The following is a 20,989-nucleotide window of genomic DNA, read 5'->3' as shown; positions in this document are numbered from 1 at the left end:
CACCTTTGCGTCGAGTGCCCAGTTCCCGACGCCGGTTGCCGGTCAGAAAGTGAGCACTCGACCGGACCTTCGCGTCGAGTGCCCATTTCCCGACGCCTTGGCTTCAGATCGTCTGCGCAACACGAATCGTGTGGAGGCAGATGATGGCTGGAAGGCCTGGGCGGTACAGCGTGGTGCAGCGGCAGCAGGCGTTGGGGCTGTTGGAGCAGGGCCTGGCGGCGTTGGAGGTGGCGCGGCGGCTCGGGGTGGACCGCCGCGCGGTGGGCCGGTGGGCCAAGGTGGCCGGTATGACGTTTCGGATGGGACCGGTCGGTGGCCTGCTGCGCCCTGCCCCGGCGGTGAGCGAGGGCGACTGGACCGACGCGCGGGGCAGGTTGACCGAGGCCGGCCGGGGCGTGATCGCGCTGCGGCTGGGTGAGGGCCGCAGCCCGGCGCGGATCGCGGCCGAGCTGGGCGTGCACCGCTCCAGCGTGTCGCGGGAGCTGACCCGTAACCGGGTCGGCGGGGTGTACTCGGTCCGGGTCGCGCAGCACCGCACCCACGCCAACCGGGCCCGGCCCCAGCCGCGGAAGCTGGACCGGCCCGAGCACGCCGCGCTGCGGGCCGAGGTCATCCAGGGGTTGAACGCGCACTGGTCCCCGCAGCAGATCCAGGGCGAGCTGGCCTTGCGCCACCCGCAGGATGAGTCCATGCAGATCTCCCACGAGACGATCTATCAGGCGCTGTACGTCCAGGGCCGCGGCAGCCTCCGCGCTGAGCTGGCCCGGGAGCAGGCGCTGCGCAGCGGCCGGACCCACCGGGTACCGGCCTCGAAGCTGGCCGCCCGGCCCCGGGGCAAGTCCTGGGTCGGGCAGGCCACCATCACCGCCCGCCCGGCCGAGGCCACCGACCGGGCCGTGCCCGGACACTGGGAAGGCGACCTGATCCTGGGCGCCGGGAACCGGACGGCCGCGATCACGCTGGTCGAACGGAGCACCCGGTACACGATGATCGCCCGGCTACCCGCCCGGCACGACGCGACCACCGTCACCGACCGGCTCATCGACATGGTCACCGCGCTGCCCGCGCACCTGGCCAAGACGCTGACCTGGGACCAAGGGTCAGAGCTGGCCGAGCACGCCCGGTTCACCGTCGCGGCCGGCTGCAACGTCTACTTCTGCGACCCGCACTCACCATGGCAACGCGGCACCAACGAGAACACCAACGGCCTGATCCGCGAGTTCTTCCCCAAAGGCATCGACTTCACCACCGTCACCGACGAACGCGTCGCCGAGGTCGAGGCGCTGCTCAACACCCGACCACGAGCCACCCTCGGCTTCCACACCCCCGCCGCTAAACTCAACCAACTACTCACCGTTGCGCAGACGAGTTGAGACCGCCCGCCGTATGCCGGTCAGAAAGTGAGCACTCGACCGGACCTCTGCGTCGAGTGCCCAGTTCTCGATGCCGTATACCGGTCAGAAAGTGAGCACTCGACCGGACCTTCGCGTCGAGTGCCCAGATCCCGACGCCGTATGCCGGTCAGAACGTGAGCACTCGACCGGGCTTGGTCGAGTGCTCACGTCGTGACGATCGGTGGTGCTACTTCGCCGTCATGACCTCCACGTCGGCCGCGCGCACGAAGGCGAAACGGTGGCCGAGCGAGATCTGGTAGTAGCGGTCCTGCCCGACGACGTCGACGTGGTCGTTCGGCGTGTCGAGCGAGTAGGTCACCGCGCGGTAGTAGTTCGTCGGCACGGTGAGGTCACCGACGGCATACCGCTGACCCGGCGTGAACGCATACTGCAGCGGCGCGAGCGCCTGCACCGGGATGCCGGCGGGGTAGGCCGACGCCTCCGGGTAGGCCCTGCCGTAGACGGGCACCTTGGCGAGGCCGGCCTTGGGCACGACGTAGGAGCCCTTGACCGGGATGGCCGTGGGGTCGCTCGCCGGGTTGTGGAACCAGCCCTTGACGCCGTTGAACCAGATCGCGGTCCAGTCGCCCTGGCGCTCGGCCACGGCGAACGTCAGACCGGCCTGGGCACGGGCGCCGATGTCGGAGACCCGGGTCGTCGCGGGTGCCCCGTTCGGGCGCAGCGCGATGTCGTTGATGTAGGGCGCACTCTGCGACGGCGACTGGTGCAGGTAGACGAAGTTCGTGCCCTGGGGCTCGCACACGACCCCCGTCTTGGTGCACGACATCAGCGGCTGGATGTTGTCGTCGAAGCCGGGCACGATGCGCACGAGGTCGACGGCGCCGTCGGCGGCGTGGGAGTTGAGCGGCGCGCCGAGGAGCTGGAAGTAGCGCTCCCAGTTCCAGTAGGGGCCCGGGTCCCAGTGCATCCCGGCGACGTTGGCGGCCGTGACACCCGGGATCTGGTCGTGGCCGAAGATGTGCTGCATGTCGAGCGGGATGTCGTACTTGCGCGCGAGGTACTTCACGAGGCGCGCGGAGGAGCGATACATCGGCTCGCTGAACCACTGGGCGCCGGTCGCGGCGAAGCCCTCGTGCTCGAGGCCGATCGAGTGGCTGTTGACGTACCAGTTGCCCGCGTGCCAGCCGACGTCCTGCGGCTCGAGGTGCTGCGCGATGTGCCCGTCCGACGAGCGGAGCGAGTACTGCCACGAGACATAGGTCGGGTCGGTGACGAGCTTGAGGGTCGTCTCGTAGCTCGCCTCGGTGTTGTGGATGACGATGTTGGTGATCTTCGGGGACGCGGGACGGCTCGCGAGGTCGTGGTTGCCGTAGTCGCCGGGGTCGGAGCCGAGCTTCTCGTAGGGAGCCGGGATCCACTCGCAGTCGAGACCGGGCGGGCAGTCGATGGGTGCGCTGTTGGCCTTCTTCAGCAGGCCGAGGCGGGCGAGCTGGGCCTCGTCGGGGCTGACCTGTGCGGGCAGCAGCGACACGTCCTTGCCGTCGACGGTCTGACGCGAGGCACCGGTGGCGATCACCGCGAACGTGTCGTCGGCGAAGGCCGCGGCGACGTCCTCCTGGGCGGAGCCGGAGGACTCGGCCACGGCGGCATACCAGGCCCCCGGAGCGGTCGAGGATCCCAGCGGCAGGCCGAGGGAGCGCTGCTCGGCGGCCAGCAGGGCGGCGCCGCCGCGGATGTTGGCCAGCTCGTCGGTGCGCAGCGCCTCCTCGTCGATGCCGGTGAGGGTGGCAGCGCGCGACAGCGTGTCCGCGACGGGGGCCGCGGCTGGGGCGGCCGGGGCGCCGAGGCCCTTGGCGTCGGCGGGAGAGCCGAGACCGGCATCCACCAGGTGCATCGGGCCGTAGCCGCCCGACGTGCTGTGGCCGGGGTTGAAGTCCCAGCGGGTCTGCGCGTAGGAGACGGCCTCGAGCACGGGCTGGGGCACGCCGAACTCGGCGGAGGCCGCGGCGAAGGCTCGCTCGCGGCTGCCCGCGTCGTCACCGACGGACGTGACCTGCGCCTCGGCGGAGGGGCCTGCCGCCAGCGCCAGGCCGCCGAGCACGGCCGCGGCCGAGGCGAGCGCGGCGATCGAGCGCCGACGCGCCCGACCCCGGGGGAGCGTCATCGTGGCGACGGAGTCGGGTGGCGACCCGTCGAAGGTTCGTTGGTCGTGGTCGTGGGGTATCACTGAATTTGTCCCTTTCGTATCCCGGCTGGGGTGGGTCGCGCCGCGGCCCTGCGACTCGGCCCACGCGGTCGAGCCAACACCCCCGTCCCGAGGTCTGCCACTTGAAACGTTCACCGAAGTGTTGTCAGGAAACCCGCCTGTCCCACGTGCACCAGCGCGCAGATGGGCGCAAGATGGACGTCATGTGGCGCGCAAGCGTGTGCGCGGGGGTGGCCGTCAGTGCACTCCTGCTCGGGGGGTGCGGGGTCTCCGTGTCCGCAATCGGGTCAGCACCAGCGACCCAGAACCAGCCGTCCGGCGACGGCGGGTCCACCAGCGACGCCACGGGGGGCTCCGGCATCGACGCCGGCAACGACGTCGACCGTGCCAACGGTGACGGCGGCGTCGGCAGCGGTCCCGACGAGCCCGGACCGACCTTCCCAATGACCCTGCGCCGCACCGGCGGCATCGCCGACTTCGATGACCGCGTCGTCATCCAGGCCGACGGGCGGGTCGTCGTGGAGACCCGACTCGTGCGCGGCCGCACCTGCACCCTGAGCGCCACCCAGCGCCAGCAGCTCATCGGGGCGCTCACCGCGCTGCGCGCGACCCCCGTCGAGGCCACCGACCCCTCCACCGACGGCGCTGTGCCGATCCCGCCCGCCGAGGACCCCGCCGACGCCGAGAGCGCGCCGATCACGCTGGCGGTCACCGACGACCTCGCCCGCACCTTCGACCTCACCGACCCCTCGCTCGGCGGGGTGTCCGACCTCGTCGGCGCCGTCGTCATCGACGTGACGCTGACAAGCCCCGCGAACGCGAAGTGCTCGACACCCACCACGACGACGCCGACCGGCGTCGCGGCCGCGGGCTGACGCACCAGCTCTCCACGCGCGCCATCTGGTCTTGCGCCAGCTCTCCGCAGCTCGCGCCCGTATCGTCCCCAGCCGCACGGCAACGGCCGGTATGCCGCCAGGGAGCGGGCGGCATACCGGCCGTGGGTCTGTGGTGCGTCGCGTGACGCCGTCGGTCAGAAGTTCGTCGCGACGTCGTCGATGACGAAGCTCGTCTGGAGCGACGAGTCCTCAGTGGAGGCGAACTTCAGCGTGACGTTGGTGCCCTTGTAGGCCGTCAGGTCGATGCTCTTCTGCACGTAGGACGACTTGGGGGTCGACAGGTTGGAGTAGCTCTGCTTGGTGACCCCGTTGAGCTGCACGGTGGCCTTGTCGTACTGCGACGACGTCGTCGTCTCGGCGGTGTCGATCCGGATCCAGTAGGTGAGCGTCGGCGAGGTGGCCGTCGACGGCACGGCGAAGGTCTGCGACTCGCTCTCGGAGGCCGTCGAGCCGTTGCCGCCGAGCCAGAGCTTCCAGGAGCCGGTGCGTGCCGGGCGGCCGGTGTTGCTGGTGATCGGGCCGGTCGTGCCGGTCCAGCCGGTCTGGCCCGACTCGAAGCCACCGTTGGTCAGCGAGCTGCCGGTCGGCGGCGGGGTCGTGCCGCCGCAGGTCTCGGTGCCGGCCGGCACGGAGATGCCGCTGAAGGCCTTCTCGACGCCGAGGCACTCGGCGCTGCCCGCGCCGTAGAGGTCTTTGGCCGACTTGATGGCGCCGGTGCGGGCCGCGGCGTAGTTGCTCGAGGAGGTGAGGTAGGTCGAGAGCGTGCGGTACCAGATCTTCTCCACCTTGAGGTGGCCGATGCCGGTGAAGGTCGTGCCGTTGCAGGCGGTGCTGCTGTAGCTGACCCCGTTGATCGACTTGCTGCCGGTGCCCTCGGAGGCCAGGTAGTACCAGTGGTTGAGCGGGCCGGACGAGTAGTGCGGGTCGAGCCCGCTGACGGTCGAGCTCCAGCAGTCGCGCGAGGCGCCGTCCTTGCTCGGCTTGTCCATGTAGCGCAGCGGCGTGCCGTTGCCGTTGATGTTGATCTCCTCGCCGATGAGGTAGTCCGGCGTGTCGGCGGCGTTGTTGGCATACCACTCCGTGGCGGTGCCGAAGATGTCGGACGTCGCCTCGTTGAGGCCGCCCGCGTCACCGGAGTAGTTGAGGTTCGCCGTGTTCTCGGTGACGCCGTGGCTCATCTCGTGGGCGGCGACGTCGAGCTCGACGAGCGGGTTGGCGTTGCCCGAACCGTCGCCGTAGGTCATCTGCGTGCCGTCCCAGAAGGCGTTGACGTAGTTCTGGCCGTAGTGGACGCGGCTGCGGGCGCCGGTGCCGTTGTTCCAGATGCCGGCGCGGCCGAGCTGGGTGTTGTAGTAGTCGTAGGTCTTGCCCGCGCCGTAGTGCGCGTCGACGGCGGCGGACTGGCGGCTGCTCGTGCTGCCGTTGCCCCAGATGTCGTCGGCGTCGGTGAAGGTCGTGCCGGTGCCTGACGTGCCCTGACCCAGGTCGGTGGCGTAGTTGCCGTGGCTGTCGCGCATCGTGTAGCTGCCCGAGCTGCCGCTCGTCGCGAGGGAGACGCTGCCGACGTAGATGCCGTTGCCGGTGCCGTGCTTGATGTCGTCCCAGCTCGTCAGGGTCTTGCCGGTGGTCGCGTCGACGATGGTGTGCAGGCGGGTCGGCGTCTGGTCGGCCTTGATGCCCTCGGTGACGACCTCGTAGGCGAGCGTCGGGGCCTTGGCGCCCTGGTAGACGACGAGCTCGCCGGCGGATGCCTTCTCGTTGTTGGCCTTCGCAGCGGCGAGGCCGGCCTGCTGCGCCGCGCCCTTGGAGATGGTCGGGGTGGTCGTGGCCGGGGTGACGCTCTTGCGCACGTTCCACGTGACGCTCTTGACGGCACCGGAGGAGTCGCGGTGCGAGACGAGGTCGCCGCCGACGACGCGCAGTCCGTCGATGGTGCGCTCGTAGCGCACGTGGGTCGCCCCGTCGGGGTCGGTGATGACGGACTTGACGGTCAGCTCCTCGCCCGCGGCGAGGCCGAGCGCCGTGGCGGAGCCGGCCGCCTTGGCCTGCTCGACGGTCTTGAGGCTCTGCGACTCCGGTGCGGGGCCCTTGTCGCCCGCAGCCGTGGACGCCGTGGGTGCTGCGGAGGCCACGCCCGCCGGGATCGCCGGCGAGATGGCCAGCGCGAGGGCCAGCAGGCCCCCGGTCGCGAGCCCAGACTTCAATCGATTCACTGATTGCTCCTGTCGACGTGCGGCATCCGCCGCTGGTGGAGTCCGCCGTCTCAGGTGATGAGACTCATGAGGGGGGACGGCTGACAGTCGCAGCAGCCCGAAATGTCGGTCAACGTCCCTTACCAAGACTTTGCCAACTGCGGTCCAAACTCGGAGTAACGCTTGGCCGCAACAAGATTCGTGGCAGGGGCTCACTTGGCCGATCTCCCAGCCTTCGACCGGGCCTCAGGTGGGCTGGGCCTCGTCGCCGTGACGTCGGCGTGCACGCGTGAGGTCGTCCGGCGTGTCGACGTCGTCGGCGACGTGGTCGGTGTCAGCCACCTCGACCGGTCGCAACCCGGCCGCGAGGTCGCGCATGCTGCGCCCGGCGGGGTCGCCGAGGCGGTCGATCGCGGCCTCGAGGGCGGCGCGACGCCAGGCCGAGCAGAGCCAGTTGAGGCGGCCGGTCGCGTCGGTCGTGACGGCCGGCCCCTCGGTCGGCGGGTGGTGCAGGACAGCGCTCACCAGCCGGTCGAGGTGGACCGAGGTGACGAAGGGCAGGTCGGCCGCGAGCACGACGACGACGTCCGCCCCCTCCGGCAGGTGGCCGAGCCCCGCGGCGATCGCCGCCACCGGTCCGCACCCGGCCGGGTCCTCCACGAGCACCGGTATGCCGTCCGGCACGTCATCGTCTCGCCCGACGACGAGCACGGGGCGGGGTCGCGCCGCGGCGAGCACCCGCACGACCATCGGTGCCGCGCCGACCCGCAGCGAGGGCTTGTGGCTGCCCATGCGTCGCGAAGCGCCACCGGTGAGCACGAGGACGCTCACGGCATACGGCGGGATGGGTGGGCTCGGATCCACGGGGGGAGTCTGGCACGCTGGCCTCATGGGACGGGTGACGGTGCGACGCAAGGTCACCTCGATCGACCTCGCCACCGCGTCGAGCACGACGCGCCCCGACACCCTGACCGTCGAGGAGCCGCTCGAGCTGCGGGTGGGCGGCAGCCCTCTGACGGTGACGATGCGCACGCCCGGCCACGACATCGAGCTCGTGCACGGCTTCCTGCTCAGCGAGGGGCTCATCCGGTCGGCCGACGACATCGCGCTCGCCCGCTACTGCGAGGGCGCCGTCGTCTCGGGCGAGAGCGGCTTCGACGAGAACACCTACAACGTCATCGACGTGACGCTGAGCCCGGGAGTGGCGCCGCCCGCGGCCTCGGCCACGCGTTCGTTCTTCACCAACTCCTCGTGCGGCGTCTGCGGCAAGGCGAGCATCGAGCAGCTGCGGGCGCAGTCGGCCTACGAGGTGCGCTCTGACACAACGGAGTTCGCGGCCAAGGTCGTCGCCGAGCTGCCGCACGCGCTGCGTGCCGAGCAGCGGTCGTTCGACAAGACGGGCGGGCTGCACGCGGCCGGGCTCTTCACCGCCGATGGCGAGCTGCTCGTCGCCCGTGAGGACGTCGGGCGGCACAACGCCGTCGACAAGGTGGTGGGCTGGGCGCTGCAGCACGGCCGGGTCCCCGGTGTCGGGTGCGTGCTCGTCGTCTCGGGGCGGGCGTCGTTCGAGCTGACACAGAAGGCCATCATGGCCGGGATCCCTTGTCTCGCAGCGGTTTCGGCGCCGTCGTCGCTCGCTGTCGAGTGTGCGGACGACGCCGGCATGACGCTGATGGGTTTTGTGCGAGGCTCCCGCCTCAACGTGTATGCCGGCGCACACCGCGTCACCACCACCTGACCGGAAGGACGACCGTGGCCATCTTCGCGATCCACTACACCTACCCCGACGACGCGTCGGAGATGATGACGATCCGTCCCGAACACCGCGAGTGGCTCAGTGGTCTCCACGGACTGCTCGTCGCAGGGATGTACCAGGACGGCATCGACGAGCTGAGCGAGGGCGAGCCGACGGACCAGGAGCCGGTCAACGCCGCGCTCATCGTCGTGTCGGGCGAGTCGGTCGCCGAGGTCACCGAGACCTTCGACCAGGACCCCTACTGGCTGGGCGGGTACGTGCTCCGCCGCGTCGTGCGCCGGTGGGACCCGCCGCTCGGTCCGTGGGTCGCCGACGAGACCCAGTCACCGGGCTGAGGCGCTACCGAGCGGGCCGGCGGCGGACCCAGCCGACGGACCGCCACCAACGGGCGTATGCCGCCGGGCTGAGCGTGCCGTGGCCGCTGCCCGGGCGTTCGTGGCGGTCCGTCGGCGCACCGACAACCGTCAGAGACGGGTGACCTGGCCGTCCTCGACGTGCCACCGCTCGTCGAGGCGGACGTTCTCGAGCAGGCGGCGGTCGTGCGAGACGAGCAGCAGCGCGCCGTCGTAGGAGTCCAACGCCTGCTCCAGCTGCTCGATCGCGGGCAGGTCGAGGTGGTTGGTCGGCTCGTCGAGGACCAGCAGGTTGACCCCGCGGGCCTGCAGCAGCGCCATGGCGGCACGGGTGCGCTCGCCGGGTGAGAGGCGGCCCACGGCGCTGCCGACCTGGTCGGCCTTGAGGCCGAACTTCGCGAGGAGCGTGCGACGCTCGGCCGGCACGAGGTCGGGCACCGCCTCGCCGAAGGCGTCGCCGAGCGGCAGGTCCTCACGCAGCCCAGTGCGGGCCTGGTCGATCTCGCCGACGGCCACGCTCGCCCCGAGGGAGGCGCTGCCCTCGTCGGGCTCGAGCCGACCGAGCAGCAGTGACAGCAGGGTCGTCTTGCCCGCACCGTTGGGTCCGGTGATGCCGATCCGGCGTCGCGCCTCCACCTGCAACGACGCCGGCCCGAAGGTCCAGTCACCGCGTCGCACGACTGCCTCGTTGAGCGTCGCGACGACCGAGCTCGACCGCGGCGCCGCCCCGATCGAGAACTGCAGCACCCACTCCTTGCGTGGCTCGTCGACCTCCTCGAGCCGGGAGATGCGCGACTCCATCTGCCGCACCTTGCGGGCCTGCTTCTCCGCCGAGTCGATGCTCGCCGCGCGCCGGATCTTGTCGTTGTCAGGGCTCTTCTTCATCGCGTTGCGCACGCCCTTGGACGACCACTCGCGCTGGGTGCGGGCCCGCGACTCGAGGTCGGCCTTGGTGCCGGCGTAGGCCTCGTAGGCCTCGCGCGCGTGACGCCGGGCCACCTCGCGCTCCTCGAGGTAGGACTCGTAGCCACCGTCGTGCACGGAGACCGCGTTCTGGGCGAGGTCGAGCTCGACGATGCGGGTGACACACCGGGCGAGGAACTCCCGGTCGTGCGACACGAGCACGATGCCGCCGCGCTGACCCTCAACGAAGGCCTCGAGCCGCGCGAGCCCTTCGAGGTCGAGGTCGTTGGTCGGCTCGTCGAGCAGCACGAGGTCGAAGCGGCTGAGCAGCAGCGCCGCGAGCGCGGCCCGCGCCGCCTGACCGCCCGACAGCGAGGTCATCAGCGCGTCGGGGCCGACGTCGAGGCCCAGCTCCGCGAGCATCGGCGGGATGCGGTCGTCGAGGTCGGGCGCTCCGCTGGCGAGCCAGTGGTCGAGCGCGACGGCATACCTCTCGTCGGCCTGGGGGTCGTCGCCGCCGAGCGCAGCGGCCGCGTCCTCCATCGCCACTGTCGCGGCCGTGGCGCCGGTGCGGCGCCCGATGTGGTCGGCGACGGTCTCGCCCGGCACGCGCTCGTGCTCCTGCGGCAGCCACCCGACGAAGGCGTCGGAGGGTGCCGTCGTCACGGTGCCCGCCAGGGGCTCGTCCTCGCCCGCGAGCAGCCGGAGCAGGGTCGACTTGCCGGCGCCGTTCGCACCGACGACCCCGACGACGTCACCGGGGGCGACCGTCAGGTCGAGGTGCTCGAAGAGGGTCCGGTGGGCGTGGCCCCCGGCGAGGTCCTTGGCCACGAGGGTCGCGCTCACGGGGCCAGCCTAGGTGCGCCGGCGGGCGCCTCCGGCCACGGTCACAGCAGGTGAACGGTGACGACGTCGCCGTCGATGAGCTGGTCGACGCCCACCGGGACCTCGATGAGGCAGTTCGCGGCGGCCAGCGCCGTCAGGTGCCGGGCGTCCGGCGCCGTGACGGTGCCGTCGTCGTGCAGCACGCTCGTGACGAACTGGACGCGCCCCGCCCGGGTGCGCCTCGGCTTGCCCCGGTATGCCGCGTGGCCGGGTGTCGTGGGCGGCGCGCCGTGGCGCCGGTCGAGTGCCGGACGGACGAGCACCTCGAAGGCGACGAACGCCCCGACCGGGGTGCCCGGCAGGCAGACGACCGGTGTCGAGCCGAAGCGGCCGAGCCCCTGCGGGCCACCGGGCTGCATCGCGAGGTGCACGAAGTCGAAGGTCGGCAGCGGCTCGCAGACCTGGCGCACGACCTCGTAGGCGCCGGCGCTCACCCCTCCCGTCGTGATGACGAGGTCGACAGCCGGGTCGGCGTCGAGAGCCGCCAGCAGGTGGTGCAGCTCCTCCGGCTCGTCGGAGCACACCTCGACGCGGCGCACGTCGCACCCGGCGCCCGCTGCGAGGGCGGCGACCATGTCGGAGTTGGACTCGTGGATGCCCCCGGCGCCGGGGTCGACGTCGGGAGGCACCAGCTCGGCGCCCGTGGCGATGATGGCGACCCCGGTGCCGCCCCGCACCTCCACCGTGGTGCACCCGGCCGAGCGTCCGAGCGCGACCAGGGCTGCGGTGACCGCGGATCCCGTTGCGGCGACGAGGGATCCGGCGCGCATGTCCTCCCCGCGGGCCCGCACGTGGTGGCCCGGGATCGGGTCGACATGCAGCGCTACGTGAGACGGAGCCGGTCCGGTCGGCGACGCGTCGGTGACCTCGACGGGCACCACGGCGACGGTCCCCTCCGGCAGTCGGGCGCCCGTCATGATGCGGGCGGCCTCGCCGGGCGCGAGCGCTGTCTGCGGGGCCGATCCGGCGGGCACGTCACCGACCACGGGGTAGCGGCGCTGGCCCGGGTCGGCCGGGTGGACGGCATAACCGTCCATCGCCGAGCCGTCGAAGCGTGGGAGGTCGTCGAGCGCGAGCAGGTCGGCCGCGAGCCGCCGCCCCACGGCATACCGGTCGAGGGCGATCCGCTCGACCGGGGCCTCGCCCACGAGCCGCGCCACGGCGGCGCGGTGGTCGGCGACGGAGACGTGACCCATGCGGGCCAGTCTGTCGCATGACCCGCGCCCCGAGCGGGCGGGCGCGGGCCGGGCGCTCGAGCTCAGCCTCGACAGGGCGCGTCTGGGCTCGGTCCGCGTCCCTGCGTCACGCAGTGTCCGGCGCGAGGTCTGAGGGGCGGATCACCACGGGGAACGGTCTCGTCGCCGCAAAGGTCTCGTCGCGGCCGACCGAGGCCACCTCGACGAACCGGCCGTCGTGCAGCTCCCAGGCGACGAGCGTGAGCGCATCGGGGTCGATGCACCAGTAGGCGCCGCACCCTGCCGCCTCGAGCCGGTCGCGCTTGAGCGTGAGGTCGATCCGACGCGTACTCGGCGAGTGCACCTCGACGGCGAGCAGCGGAGCCACGGGCAGCTCCTTGGGCGTGAAGTCCGCCCGCCGCGCCACGATGAGGTCAGGCTGGAGCTCGGTGTCGTCGGCCAGGGCCACCGCGAAGGGCGCGAAGAGCACGACCAGCTCGCGCGGGCATGCCGCCTTGAGCCGGTCGTAGAGCTCGGCCAGCACGGCCTGGTGCTGGAAGCCGGGCGCGGGCGTCACGATGAGGACGCCGTCGACGAGCTCGTAGCGGTGCCCGTCATCGGGCATCGTCTGCAGGTCCGCGCGCGTCAGCGGACGCGAGCGCGGCAGCGTCGTCATGGTCACCATCGTGCCCCCTCCGTCCCACGCGGACCAGCCTGACAACGTCGGGCCGTCCTCAGCGAGGGTTGTCCACAGGCTCGGCCACCCGGCATACGTCAGCGGTGAGGGCGGGGGCGCGTCAGCACTCGATGACGTTGACGGCGAGGCCGCCGCGCGCGGTCTCCTTGTACTTCACCTTCATGTCGGCGCCGGTCTCGCGCATCGTCTTGACGACCTTGTCGAGCGAGACGACGTGCGAGCCGTCGCCGCGCAGAGCCGTCCGGGCGGCCGTGATCGCCTTGACCGAGGCGATCGCGTTGCGCTCGATGCAGGGGATCTGCACGAGCCCGCCGACGGGGTCGCAGGTGAGGCCGAGGTTGTGCTCCATGCCGATCTCGGCGGCGTTCTCGACCTGCTCGGGGGTGCCGCCCATGACCGCCGCCATCGCGCCGGCCGCCATCGAGCAGGCCGAGCCGACCTCGCCCTGGCAGCCGACCTCGGCGCCCGAGATCGAGGCGGTCTCCTTGTAGATGACGCCGATCGCGCCCGCGGTGAGCAGGAAGCGGACGATGCCGTCGCGGTCCGCGCCCCGCACGAAGTTGGCGTAGTAGTGCAGCACCGCGGGGATGATGCCGGCCGCCCCGTTGGTCGGCGCGGTGACGACCCGCCCTCCGGCAGCGTTCTCCTCGTTGACGGCGAGCGCATAGAGGGTGATCCAGTCCATGCCGCGCAGGGGGTCGTCGCTGCCCTCCTCGAGCTGCAGCCGGCGGGCGAGCTCGGGGGCGCGGCGGCGCACCCGCAGACCGCCGGGCAGCACTCCCTCGGTCGCGATCCCGTTGCGCACGCACTCCTTCATGACCTTCCAGATATCGAGCAGGCCCTCGCGCACCTCCGCCTCGGTGCGCCACGAGAGCTCGTTCTCGAGCATGATCCGCGCGATCGACTTGCCGGTCTCCTTGCAGTGCGCGAGCAGCTCGTCGCCGGTGCGGAAGGGGTGCGCGACGGGCGTCGAGTCCTCGACGATCTTCGTCTCGCCGACGGCGTTCTCGCCCACGACGAAGCCGCCGCCCACGGAGTAGTAGGTGTGCTGCGACAGCGTGGCACCGGCCCCGTCGAGCGCCGTGAACGTCATGCCGTTGGGGTGCAGCGGCAGCGTCTTGCGGCGGTGCAGCACGAGGTCCTCGTCCTCGACCAGGTCGATCTCGCGCTCGCCGAGCAACGACAGCCGCTTCGTCGCGCGGATCTCGGCAAGGCGCGCGTCGACGGCGCGCGGGTCGCACAGCTCGGGCCGCTCACCCGTCAGCCCCAGCAGCACCGCCTTGTCGCTGCCGTGCCCGTGGCCCGTCGCACCGAGCGATCCGAAGAGCTCGGACCGCACCCGCGCCACCTGCGCGAGTCGCCCCTCGTCACGCAGCCGCTCGGCAAAGAGCACCGCGGCCCGCATGGGGCCGACCGTGTGCGAGCTCGACGGCCCGATGCCGATCGAGAAGAGGTCGAAAACGCTGAGCGCCATGGTGTCCTGACTTCGTGTCGTCGTTGACGGCGACCGCCGCGGGGGTGGTGGGCGGCCGCTCCGAGCCTACGGCTCGGACGAGCCCCCACGCACACCCCTGAGGTATGCCGTCCACCCCCGCCCAGCCCACCCCCGCACTCGAGCGCCCCCTCCGTCCCACCCCCCCCCAAAGTCGAGTGGGCGTTTCTTCACACGCCCCCAACGTCGAGTGCCCACTTTCCTCACCGCTCGGGTATGCCGTCCGCCCCCTCCCCGAAACCCCCTCAGTCGAGTGGGCACTTCGTCGCACCCCCCACAGTCGAGTGGGCGTTTCTTCACACGCCCCCAACGTCGAGTGCCCACTTTCCTCACCGCTCGGGTATGCCGTCCGCCCCCTCCCCGACACCCCCTCAGTCGAGTGGGCACTTCGTCACACCCCCACCAGTCGAGTGGGCGTTTCTTCACACGCCCCCAACATCGAGTGGGCGCTTCTCACCGGGCCGGACGGCATACAGTCTGGGCGGTGATGACGGAGCAGCCCCGCTGGGTCGACGCGACCACCCTTCGACATGCCGTGTCCGCGGACCGGGCACGGCGTCTCATCAGGCAGGCACTGGCCGACGGCCTCGACCCCTCGGCCGACCCCGCACGGCTCGCGGTGCCGGCCGGTGACGGTCAGCTGCTCGTCATGCCGTCAGCCTCCCGGCGGGCGGCGGGCGTGAAGGTGGCCTCCGTGGCGCCGGGCAACCCAGCCCGGGGACTCGAGCGGATCCAGGCGCTCTACGTGCTTTTCGACGCCGCCACCCTGACCCCGTCGGCAGTGCTCGACGGAGCCGCCCTCACCACCCTGCGCACTCCTGCCGTGTCGGCCGTGGCGATCGACTGCCTTGCGGCACAAGAGCTTTCGCACGTCGTCATCATCGGCAGCGGGCCGCAGGCCGTCGGTCACGCCGAAGCGATCCTCGCCATCCGCAGCCCCACGTCGATCACGGTGGTGGGGCGCGAGGTGGAGCGGGCACGGTCGGCCGCGAACCGCATCCGCGGGCTGGCCGGCTCCCCGCGGGCGGAGGCGCTGGCCGTCGCCGACGGTGCGGCAGTCGAGGAGGCCGTGCGCGAGGCCGCCGTCATCGTGACCGCGACGTCGGCAGCGACCCCGGTGATCGACGGGGACTGGGTGGCCGACGGTGCCTGCGTCGTGGCCATCGGATCGCACGAGCCGGACCGTCGCGAGCTCGACAGCGACCTCGTCGGCCGCTCCCTCGTGGTCGTCGAGGACATCGGCACCGCCCAGCGAGAAGCGGGTGACGTCGTCCTCGCGGTGGCCGACGGGCGGCTCGACTGGACCGACGTCGGCACGCTCGCCGACCTCGTGCTGGGCCGCCGACAGCGGGCCACCGACCGACCGAACGTCTTCAAGGGCGTCGGCATGGCCTGGCAGGACCTCGTCGTCGCCGAGCACGTCACACGGATCTAGCCAGGGCGGCTGCCGTCGGTGCAAAGTGCCCACTCGACCGAACGTCACCATCGAGTGGGCATTTTCACCCGGTTACCCACAGGGCGAACTGTGGATTTCTGGGTGCAAAGTGCCCACTCGACCTCGAGGGGGCGGTGGAAAGTGCCCACTCGACGGGGGAGGCCGGCGTCAGTCGGTGCGCGGGTGGATGACGTCCTCGATCGGGGTGAGTCCGTCGTTGAAGGCGATGATGCGCCGGCTGGTCGTCTCGGGGTGACCGATGACCGACCGGATCACGTGCGCCACGTTGTCGCGCGACACCGACCCGGGGGTGACATCGTCGCCGGTCTCGATGTGACCCGTCGCGGCCTCGAGCGTCAGGGCGCTCGGTCGCAGGATGGTCCACGCGAGCGACGTGCCCTGGAGGTGCTCGTCGGCAGCCGTCTTGGCCTCGGCGTAGGCGTGGAACCCGTTGTCCTCGGGCACTCCGTGGTCGGGGCCGGCGCCGAAGTAGCTCACCATGACATAGCGACCGACCCCCGCCTGCGTGGCGGCCTCCATCGAGCGGATCGCGGCGTCGCGGTCGACGGCGTAGGTGCGCTCGGGGCTGCCACCTCCCGCTCCGGCCGACCACACGACGACCTCACTGCCACGTAGCGCGTCGGCGATCTCGTCGGTGCTGGCGTGCTCGATGTCGAGCACCGCAGCCGTGGCACCGGTGTCCTCGACGTCGGCGACGTGGTCGGGGTTGCGCACGACCGAGGTGACCTCGTGGCCCTCGCCGACGAGGAGGGGAGCAGCGAGCAGGGCCACCTTGCCGTGGCCGCCGATGAGCGTGACGCGTGACATGCCTCCACCCTCTCAGAGCCAGCCCCACCCCGCGCCCCAACCCCAATCGAAAGAGCGATCCGCGCGCTCCCTGGGGCGGACGAATCGCTCTTTCGATGGGGTGGGTTGCGCTTTCGATTGCGCGGGATTGCTCTTTCGATCAGGGGGTGGGGGTGCCGCGGCGGCCGAGGAGGACGCCGATGACGAGGCCGACGAGGGCTGCGGCGGCGTAGCCGGCGTAGCGCTTCATGAGCACCGGCATGACGGCCGACCCGAGGTCGAGCGCGTCGTCCTCCTCCACCGCCGAGGTCACGAGCCGAGGACCCGGGGGGTATGCCGCCGGGCGGGTCGGCGCTGCCGGCTCCGTCACCGGGGTGGCCGCGGTCGCGGTCGGGGCTGCCTCCGCCTCGGCAGGCACCGCCGTGCCGTCCGTGGTGGCCGCCCCCTCGGCCTCAACGACACCGGCACCCTCAGCAGCACCCGCACCGTCGGCGTCCACTGCCGCGCCTGCCTCGCCGGGCTCGCCCTCACCGAGCCTGGTCTCGATGCAGGCGATGAAGGCCATGAGCAGCTTGTCCGACACGTCCTGCATGACGCCCCGACCGAACTGCGCCGGCTTGCCCGTCACGGCGAGGTCGGTGACGACGTCGGCCCGGGTGCCGGTGCCGTCGGGTGAGAGCTCGATGGTCACCGTCGCCCCGGCCGTGCCGTTGCCACGCTTGTCCTTGCCCTTGGCCTCGATCACCGCACGGTGGGCCGTGTCGTCACGCTCGACGAACGACCCGGTGCCGGTGTAGAGCAGGGCGATCGGACCGAGCTTGACCTTGACCGTGCCGGCGAACCCGTCGTTGCTCACCTCCGTCACGGTCGCCCCCGGGAAGCAGCCACCGACCTTCTCGAGGTCCATGAAGAGCGCCCACGCGTCGTCGACCGGGGTCGGCACGGAGAAGGAGTGCGTCAGCTCCATCCGGCGATCACGCCCCTGCCGCGGCGAGCACCGCACGCCGCGTCAGCACCGTGGCGAGGTGCTTGCGGTAGTCGGAGTCGCCGTTGAGGTCGGAGGGCGGGTTGGTGCCGTCGGCCACCGAGGCAACCGCAGCGCGCACGGCCTCGTCGGTGGCGGGCTGACCGACGAGGGCGTCCTCGACCGCCCGCGCCCGCAGGGGAGTCGAGCCCATGTTGGTCAGGCCGACCCCGGCCTCGGCGATCGTGCCGCCCTCGCTGCGCACCGTCGCCGCAATGCCGACGATCGACCACTGGTGGCTCACCCGCACGAACTTCTCGTAGTGCGCCCCCCAGCCGGTGTGCTTGGGCACCCGGATCTGCGTGAGCAGCTCGCCCTCGCCGACGGCCGTCGTGAAGAGGTCCTCGAAGAAGTCGTCACCCGCGACCGTGCGGGTCGCCCCACCGGGCCCGGCGATGACGAACTCGGCCCCGAGGGCGAGCGCCGGCGCCCCGACGTCACCCGCTGGGTCGGCATGCACGAGTGCGCCGCCGATCGTGCCGCGGTGGCGGATCTGCGGGTCGGCCACGGTGTGGATCGCCTTGGACAGCAGGGCTGCATGGGTCGACACGGCCTCGGAGGCCAGCACGGCGGCATACGTCGTCATGGCGCCGATGACGAGGTGGTCACCGTCCTCGCTGACGCCCTGGAGCTCGGCGATGCGCCCGAGGTCGATGACGACCCCGGGAGCGTTGAGGCGCATGCGCAGGATCGGCAGCAGGGACTGGCCGCCGGCCAGCACCTTGGCCTCGTCGCCGTGCTCGGCGAGCGCGCTGACGGCCTCCTCCACCGACGATGGCGCGAGGTAGTCGAACTGTGTGGGGATCACTGGTCGCTCCCTTCGGTCGTCGAGCTGGGACTGCCGGCGGCTGGGTCCTGGTTGGGCGTGGCCTCGTCGAAGTGCGGCGCGGCCTCGCGCTCGCCCTCGTAGGACACGGCCTGCCCGGCCTGGATCGCCTTCCACACCCGCTCGGGCGTGCACGGCATGACGACGTCGTCGACGCCGAACTGTCGCACCGCGTCGACGATCGCGTTGACGACCGCGGGGGTCGAGGCGATGGCTCCGGCCTCGCCGACTCCCTTGGTGCCCAAGGCGGTGTAGGTCGACGGCGAGGTCGTGTGGTCGGTGACGAAGCTGATCGTGTCGGCCGACGTGGGCAGGGTGTAGTCGACGAACGAGCCCGTCACAAGCGTGCCCTGGTCGTCGTACTCCGCGCCCTCCCAGAGCGCCTGCGCGATGCCTTGCACGAGTCCGCCGTGGACCTGGCCCTCGACGATGAGCGGGTTGATGATCGTGCCGATGTCGTCGACGCACACGTACTTGCGCATCGACGTCGCCCCGGTCTCGGTGTCCACCTCCATGGCGCACAGGTGGGTGCCGTGGGGGAAGGAGAAGTTCTCGGGGTCGAAAGTGGCGTCTGCGTCGAGGCTGGGCTCGACGCCATCGGGGAGGTTGTGGCCGGTCCACGTCGCGAGCGCGACCTCGGCCATGCCGACGCCCTTGTCGGTGCCCTTGACGCCGAAGCGCCCTGCCGTGAACTCCATGTCGTCGACGCTCGCCTCGAGCAGGTGCGCGGCGACGATCTTGGCCTTCTCGATGACCTTGTCGGCGGCCCGGACGACAGCCTCGGCCCCGACGACGAGCGAGCGCGATCCGTAGGTGTCCATGCCCTTGGACGAGATCTGGGTGTCGCCGTGCAGCACCTCGACGTCCTCGAACGGGACGCCGAGCCGGTCGGCGACGATCTGGCTCCACGCCGTCTCGTGACCCTGACCGTGGGGCGACACCCCGGTGAGGACCTCCACCTTGCCCGTCGCGAGCATGCGAATGCTGGCGCTCTCCCAGCCGCCGGCGCCGTAGTTCAAGGCACCGAGGATGCGCGATGGAGCCAGGCCACACATCTCCGTGAAGGTCGAGATGCCGATGCCGAGCTGCACCGGGTCGTTGCTCTCGCGGCGGCGCTGCTGCTCGGCCCGCAGCTCGTCGTAGCCGAAGAGCTCCTTGGCCTTCGCGGTGGCCGCTTCGTAGTTGCCGGAGTCGTAGGTCATGCCGGCGACCGTCGTGAAGGGGAACTCGTCGTGCGTGATCCAGTTCTGCTCGCGCACCTCGAGCGGGTCGCGGCCGAGCTCGGCAGCGAGCTCGTCCATCATCCGCTCGATGGCGAAGGTCGCCTCGGGGCGACCCGCGCCGCGGTAGGCGTCGACCCAGGTCTTGTTGGTCAGCAGCGTGCGCACGGTGAAGTGGTAGGCGGCGAACTTGTAGATGGAGTTGAACATCCACGCGCCCAGCACCGGCACTCCTCCGCCGACGACACCGACGTATGCGCCAAGGTCGGCGAGCAGTTCGACCTTGAGCCCTGTGACGGTGCCGTCCTTGCGAGCGCTGAGAGTGAGCTTCTGCCACTGGTCGCGCCCGTGGTGTCCCGAGAGCAGCGACTCCGACCGGGTCTCGGTGTATTTGCAAGGCTTGCCGAGGCGGCGCGCGACCGCGATCGTCGCGAACTCCTCGGGCGTCGTCTGCAACTTGCCGCCGAACCCACCACCGACGTCGGGTGCGATGACGCGCACCTTCGACTCGGGGATGCCGGTGGTCGCCGCGACGAGGAAGCGCAGGATGTGGGGGACCTGCGTCGAGCTCCAGACCGTCATCTGCTCGCCCGTCGGGTCGCACACGGTCGAGCGCGGCTCCATGAAGGCGGGGATGAGGCGCTGCTGGCGGAACTCCCGCTCGATGACGATGCCGCCGTCGCGTGCCGTGGCGATCTCTTCCTCGACGTCGGTGCCCGACCCCTGGGCCGCCGAGTCGAGGGTCCAGATCGCGGAGGTGTTGGTGCCGAGGTCGGGGTGGGCGAGCACCTCGTCCTTGGCGGCCTCCTTGAGGTCGAGGACGGCCGGCAGCTCGTCGTAGTCGACGTCGACGAGCTCGGCGGCGTCGCGCGCCTCGGCTGCCGAGCGGGCGGCCACGACGGCAACGATCTCGCCGGCGCACGCGACGTGGTCCACCACGACGGGCAGGTGGTTGGGAGTCTTCTGCTCCCCGTTGAGCGGCCAGGCGTTCGCGATGGCGCCCTGCACGTCCTTGATGTCCTCGCCGGTGACGACGTCGATGACGCCTGGAGCAGCCTTGGCCTCGGCCGTGTTGATCGCGGTGATCCTGGCGTGGGCGAAGGGGCTGCGCACCATCGCGAGGTGCAGCATGCCGGGCAGCTGGATGTTGTCGGTCCACCGGGTGCGCCCGGTGATGAGCCGCTGGTCCTCCTTGCGGCGCCGGGACTTGCCGATCTCGAGCTCGGGTGCCGCGGTGTCGGGACGGTCGTCGGTGATCGTCATGACGACACCGCCTGCGAGCTCAGGTCGCCGGCCGCCTGCTGCACGGCCTTGACGATGTTGTGGTAGCCCGTGCAGCGGCAGAGGTTGCCCTCGAGACCCTCGCGGATCTCCTGCTCGCTCGGGTCGGGGTTCTCCTTGAGCAGGTCGCAGGCCTGCATGATCATGCCGGGCGTGCAGTAGCCGCACTGGAGGGCGTGGCACTCGTGGAACGCCTTCTGCATCGGGTGCAGCTCGCCGTTCTGGGCGAGGCCCTCGATCGTGGTGACCTCGTGCCCGTCCGCCTGGACGGCGAGGACGTTGCACGACTTGACGCTGGTGCCGTCGAGGTGGACCGTGCAGGCCCCGCAGTTGCTCGTGTCGCAACCGACGACCGTGCCGGTCTTGCCGACCGTCTCTCGTAGGTAATGGACCAAGAGGGTCCGGGGCTCGACCTCGTCGGTGTAGCTCACACCGTCGACGATCACCGTGATTCGACTCATGCTTGATGTCCTCCTGCCGCGCTGC

17 protein-coding genes are annotated in these 20,989 nt (G+C 71.3%); 5 read left to right on the top strand and 12 right to left on the bottom strand.

The window, feature by feature from the left end; all coding sequences use genetic code 11:
* Positions 1-170 precede the first annotated feature (170 nt).
* On the top strand, positions 171-1,373 hold the full coding sequence (locus LG278_RS01810) for an IS30 family transposase (protein ID WP_404389124.1): 1,203 nt from the start codon (positions 171-173) through the stop codon (positions 1,371-1,373).
* Between the two features lie 208 nt (positions 1,374-1,581).
* On the opposite strand, the gene LG278_RS01805 is transcribed toward LG278_RS01810, so the two are convergent.
* Positions 1,582-3,519 carry an N-acetylmuramoyl-L-alanine amidase gene (locus LG278_RS01805; protein ID WP_404390338.1) on the bottom strand — a complete coding sequence of 646 codons (1,938 nt, stop codon included), beginning with the start codon at positions 3,517-3,519 and terminating at the stop codon, positions 1,582-1,584.
* Positions 3,520-3,833: 314 nt separating this feature from the next.
* Between LG278_RS01805 and LG278_RS01800 the strand changes: the two genes are divergently transcribed.
* Entirely contained in the window at positions 3,834-4,436 is a 603-nt protein-coding gene (locus LG278_RS01800) for a hypothetical protein (RefSeq protein ID WP_404390336.1), read from the top strand.
* A 155-nt stretch (positions 4,437-4,591) separates the two neighbouring features.
* Here LG278_RS01800 and LG278_RS01795 read toward each other — a convergent pair whose 3' ends face one another.
* Entirely contained in the window at positions 4,592-6,670 is a 2,079-nt protein-coding gene (locus LG278_RS01795; protein ID WP_404390334.1) for a M4 family metallopeptidase, read from the bottom strand.
* Between the two features lie 225 nt (positions 6,671-6,895).
* Positions 6,896-7,513, bottom strand: a complete 618-nt coding sequence (locus tag LG278_RS01790; protein ID WP_404390332.1) for a molybdenum cofactor guanylyltransferase — start codon at positions 7,511-7,513, stop codon at positions 6,896-6,898.
* Between the two features lie 25 nt (positions 7,514-7,538).
* On the opposite strand from LG278_RS01790, the gene fdhD reads away from it, so the two are divergent.
* Entirely contained in the window at positions 7,539-8,387 is an 849-nt protein-coding gene (gene fdhD, locus LG278_RS01785) for a formate dehydrogenase accessory sulfurtransferase FdhD (RefSeq protein ID WP_404390330.1), read from the top strand.
* 14 nt (positions 8,388-8,401) lie between these two features.
* Complete coding sequence (locus LG278_RS01780) at positions 8,402-8,740, top strand: YciI family protein (protein WP_404390328.1); 339 nt, start codon at positions 8,402-8,404, stop codon at positions 8,738-8,740.
* A 129-nt stretch (positions 8,741-8,869) separates the two neighbouring features.
* Here the strand turns inward: LG278_RS01780 and LG278_RS01775 are convergent, their stop codons facing one another.
* The 4 genes from LG278_RS01775 to LG278_RS01760 form a co-directional block, all read right to left on the bottom strand.
* Positions 8,870-10,507 carry an ABC-F family ATP-binding cassette domain-containing protein gene (locus LG278_RS01775; protein ID WP_404390326.1) on the bottom strand — a complete coding sequence of 546 codons (1,638 nt, stop codon included), beginning with the start codon at positions 10,505-10,507 and terminating at the stop codon, positions 8,870-8,872.
* Between the two features lie 41 nt (positions 10,508-10,548).
* On the bottom strand, positions 10,549-11,742 hold the full coding sequence (glp, locus tag LG278_RS01770) for a gephyrin-like molybdotransferase Glp (RefSeq protein ID WP_404390324.1): 1,194 nt from the start codon (positions 11,740-11,742) through the stop codon (positions 10,549-10,551).
* Positions 11,743-11,848: 106 nt separating this feature from the next.
* Positions 11,849-12,397, bottom strand: coding sequence for a Uma2 family endonuclease (locus LG278_RS01765; protein WP_404390322.1), 549 nt, complete (start codon positions 12,395-12,397; stop codon positions 11,849-11,851).
* A gap of 121 nt (positions 12,398-12,518) precedes the next feature.
* Entirely contained in the window at positions 12,519-13,892 is a 1,374-nt protein-coding gene (locus LG278_RS01760; protein WP_404390320.1) for an L-serine ammonia-lyase, read from the bottom strand.
* Between the two features lie 505 nt (positions 13,893-14,397).
* On the opposite strand from LG278_RS01760, the gene LG278_RS01755 reads away from it, so the two are divergent.
* Positions 14,398-15,345, top strand: a complete 948-nt coding sequence (locus tag LG278_RS01755; protein WP_404390318.1) for an ornithine cyclodeaminase family protein — start codon at positions 14,398-14,400, stop codon at positions 15,343-15,345.
* Between the two features lie 168 nt (positions 15,346-15,513).
* Here the strand turns inward: LG278_RS01755 and LG278_RS01750 are convergent, their stop codons facing one another.
* From LG278_RS01750 to LG278_RS01730, 5 genes are all read right to left on the bottom strand, one after another.
* A complete protein-coding gene (locus LG278_RS01750) occupies positions 15,514-16,173 on the bottom strand; it encodes an NAD(P)-dependent oxidoreductase (RefSeq protein WP_404390316.1) in 660 nt (219 codons plus the stop codon).
* Between the two features lie 139 nt (positions 16,174-16,312).
* Positions 16,313-17,119: an SRPBCC family protein gene (locus tag LG278_RS01745; protein WP_404390315.1), complete on the bottom strand. Its 807-nt coding sequence runs from the start codon at positions 17,117-17,119 to the stop codon at positions 16,313-16,315.
* 7 nt (positions 17,120-17,126) lie between these two features.
* The gene (locus LG278_RS01740) at positions 17,127-17,984 is read right to left on the bottom strand and encodes an FAD binding domain-containing protein (protein WP_404390313.1); all 858 of its coding nucleotides are present in this window, start codon (positions 17,982-17,984) and stop codon (positions 17,127-17,129) included.
* The gene (locus tag LG278_RS01735) at positions 17,981-20,485 is read right to left on the bottom strand and encodes a xanthine dehydrogenase family protein molybdopterin-binding subunit (protein ID WP_404390311.1); all 2,505 of its coding nucleotides are present in this window, start codon (positions 20,483-20,485) and stop codon (positions 17,981-17,983) included. Before LG278_RS01735 ends, LG278_RS01740 begins: the two co-directional genes overlap by 4 nt.
* Positions 20,482-20,964 (bottom strand): (2Fe-2S)-binding protein, encoded by a 483-nt coding sequence (locus tag LG278_RS01730; RefSeq protein ID WP_404390309.1) that lies wholly within the window; start codon positions 20,962-20,964, stop codon positions 20,482-20,484. Before LG278_RS01730 ends, LG278_RS01735 begins: the two co-directional genes overlap by 4 nt.
* Between the last annotated feature and the right edge of the window lie 25 nt (positions 20,965-20,989).

The organism is Humibacillus xanthopallidus (assembly GCF_044793955.1).
Lineage (GTDB): Bacteria > Actinomycetota > Actinomycetes > Actinomycetales > Dermatophilaceae > Humibacillus > Humibacillus xanthopallidus_C.
The sequence above is the reverse complement of the archived record's forward strand: the minus strand, read 5'-3'. Positions and strand labels throughout refer to the sequence as shown.

Coding starts and splice junctions, on each gene's coding strand:
- LG278_RS01805 (WP_404390338.1), bottom strand. CDS start 3,519: ATGACGCTCCCCCGGGGTCGGGCGCGTCGGCGCTCGATCGCCGCGCTC.
- fdhD (WP_404390330.1), top strand. CDS start 7,539: ATGGGACGGGTGACGGTGCGACGCAAGGTCACCTCGATCGACCTCGCC.
- glp (WP_404390324.1), bottom strand. CDS start 11,742: ATGGGTCACGTCTCCGTCGCCGACCACCGCGCCGCCGTGGCGCGGCTC.
- LG278_RS01765 (WP_404390322.1), bottom strand. CDS start 12,397: ATGACGACGCTGCCGCGCTCGCGTCCGCTGACGCGCGCGGACCTGCAG.
- LG278_RS01760 (WP_404390320.1), bottom strand. CDS start 13,892: ATGGCGCTCAGCGTTTTCGACCTCTTCTCGATCGGCATCGGGCCGTCG.
- LG278_RS01755 (WP_404390318.1), top strand. CDS start 14,398: ATGACGGAGCAGCCCCGCTGGGTCGACGCGACCACCCTTCGACATGCC.
- LG278_RS01750 (WP_404390316.1), bottom strand. CDS start 16,173: ATGTCACGCGTCACGCTCATCGGCGGCCACGGCAAGGTGGCCCTGCTC.
- LG278_RS01745 (WP_404390315.1), bottom strand. CDS start 17,119: ATGGAGCTGACGCACTCCTTCTCCGTGCCGACCCCGGTCGACGACGCG.
- LG278_RS01735 (WP_404390311.1), bottom strand. CDS start 20,485: ATGACGATCACCGACGACCGTCCCGACACCGCGGCACCCGAGCTCGAG.
- LG278_RS01730 (WP_404390309.1), bottom strand. CDS start 20,964: ATGAGTCGAATCACGGTGATCGTCGACGGTGTGAGCTACACCGACGAG.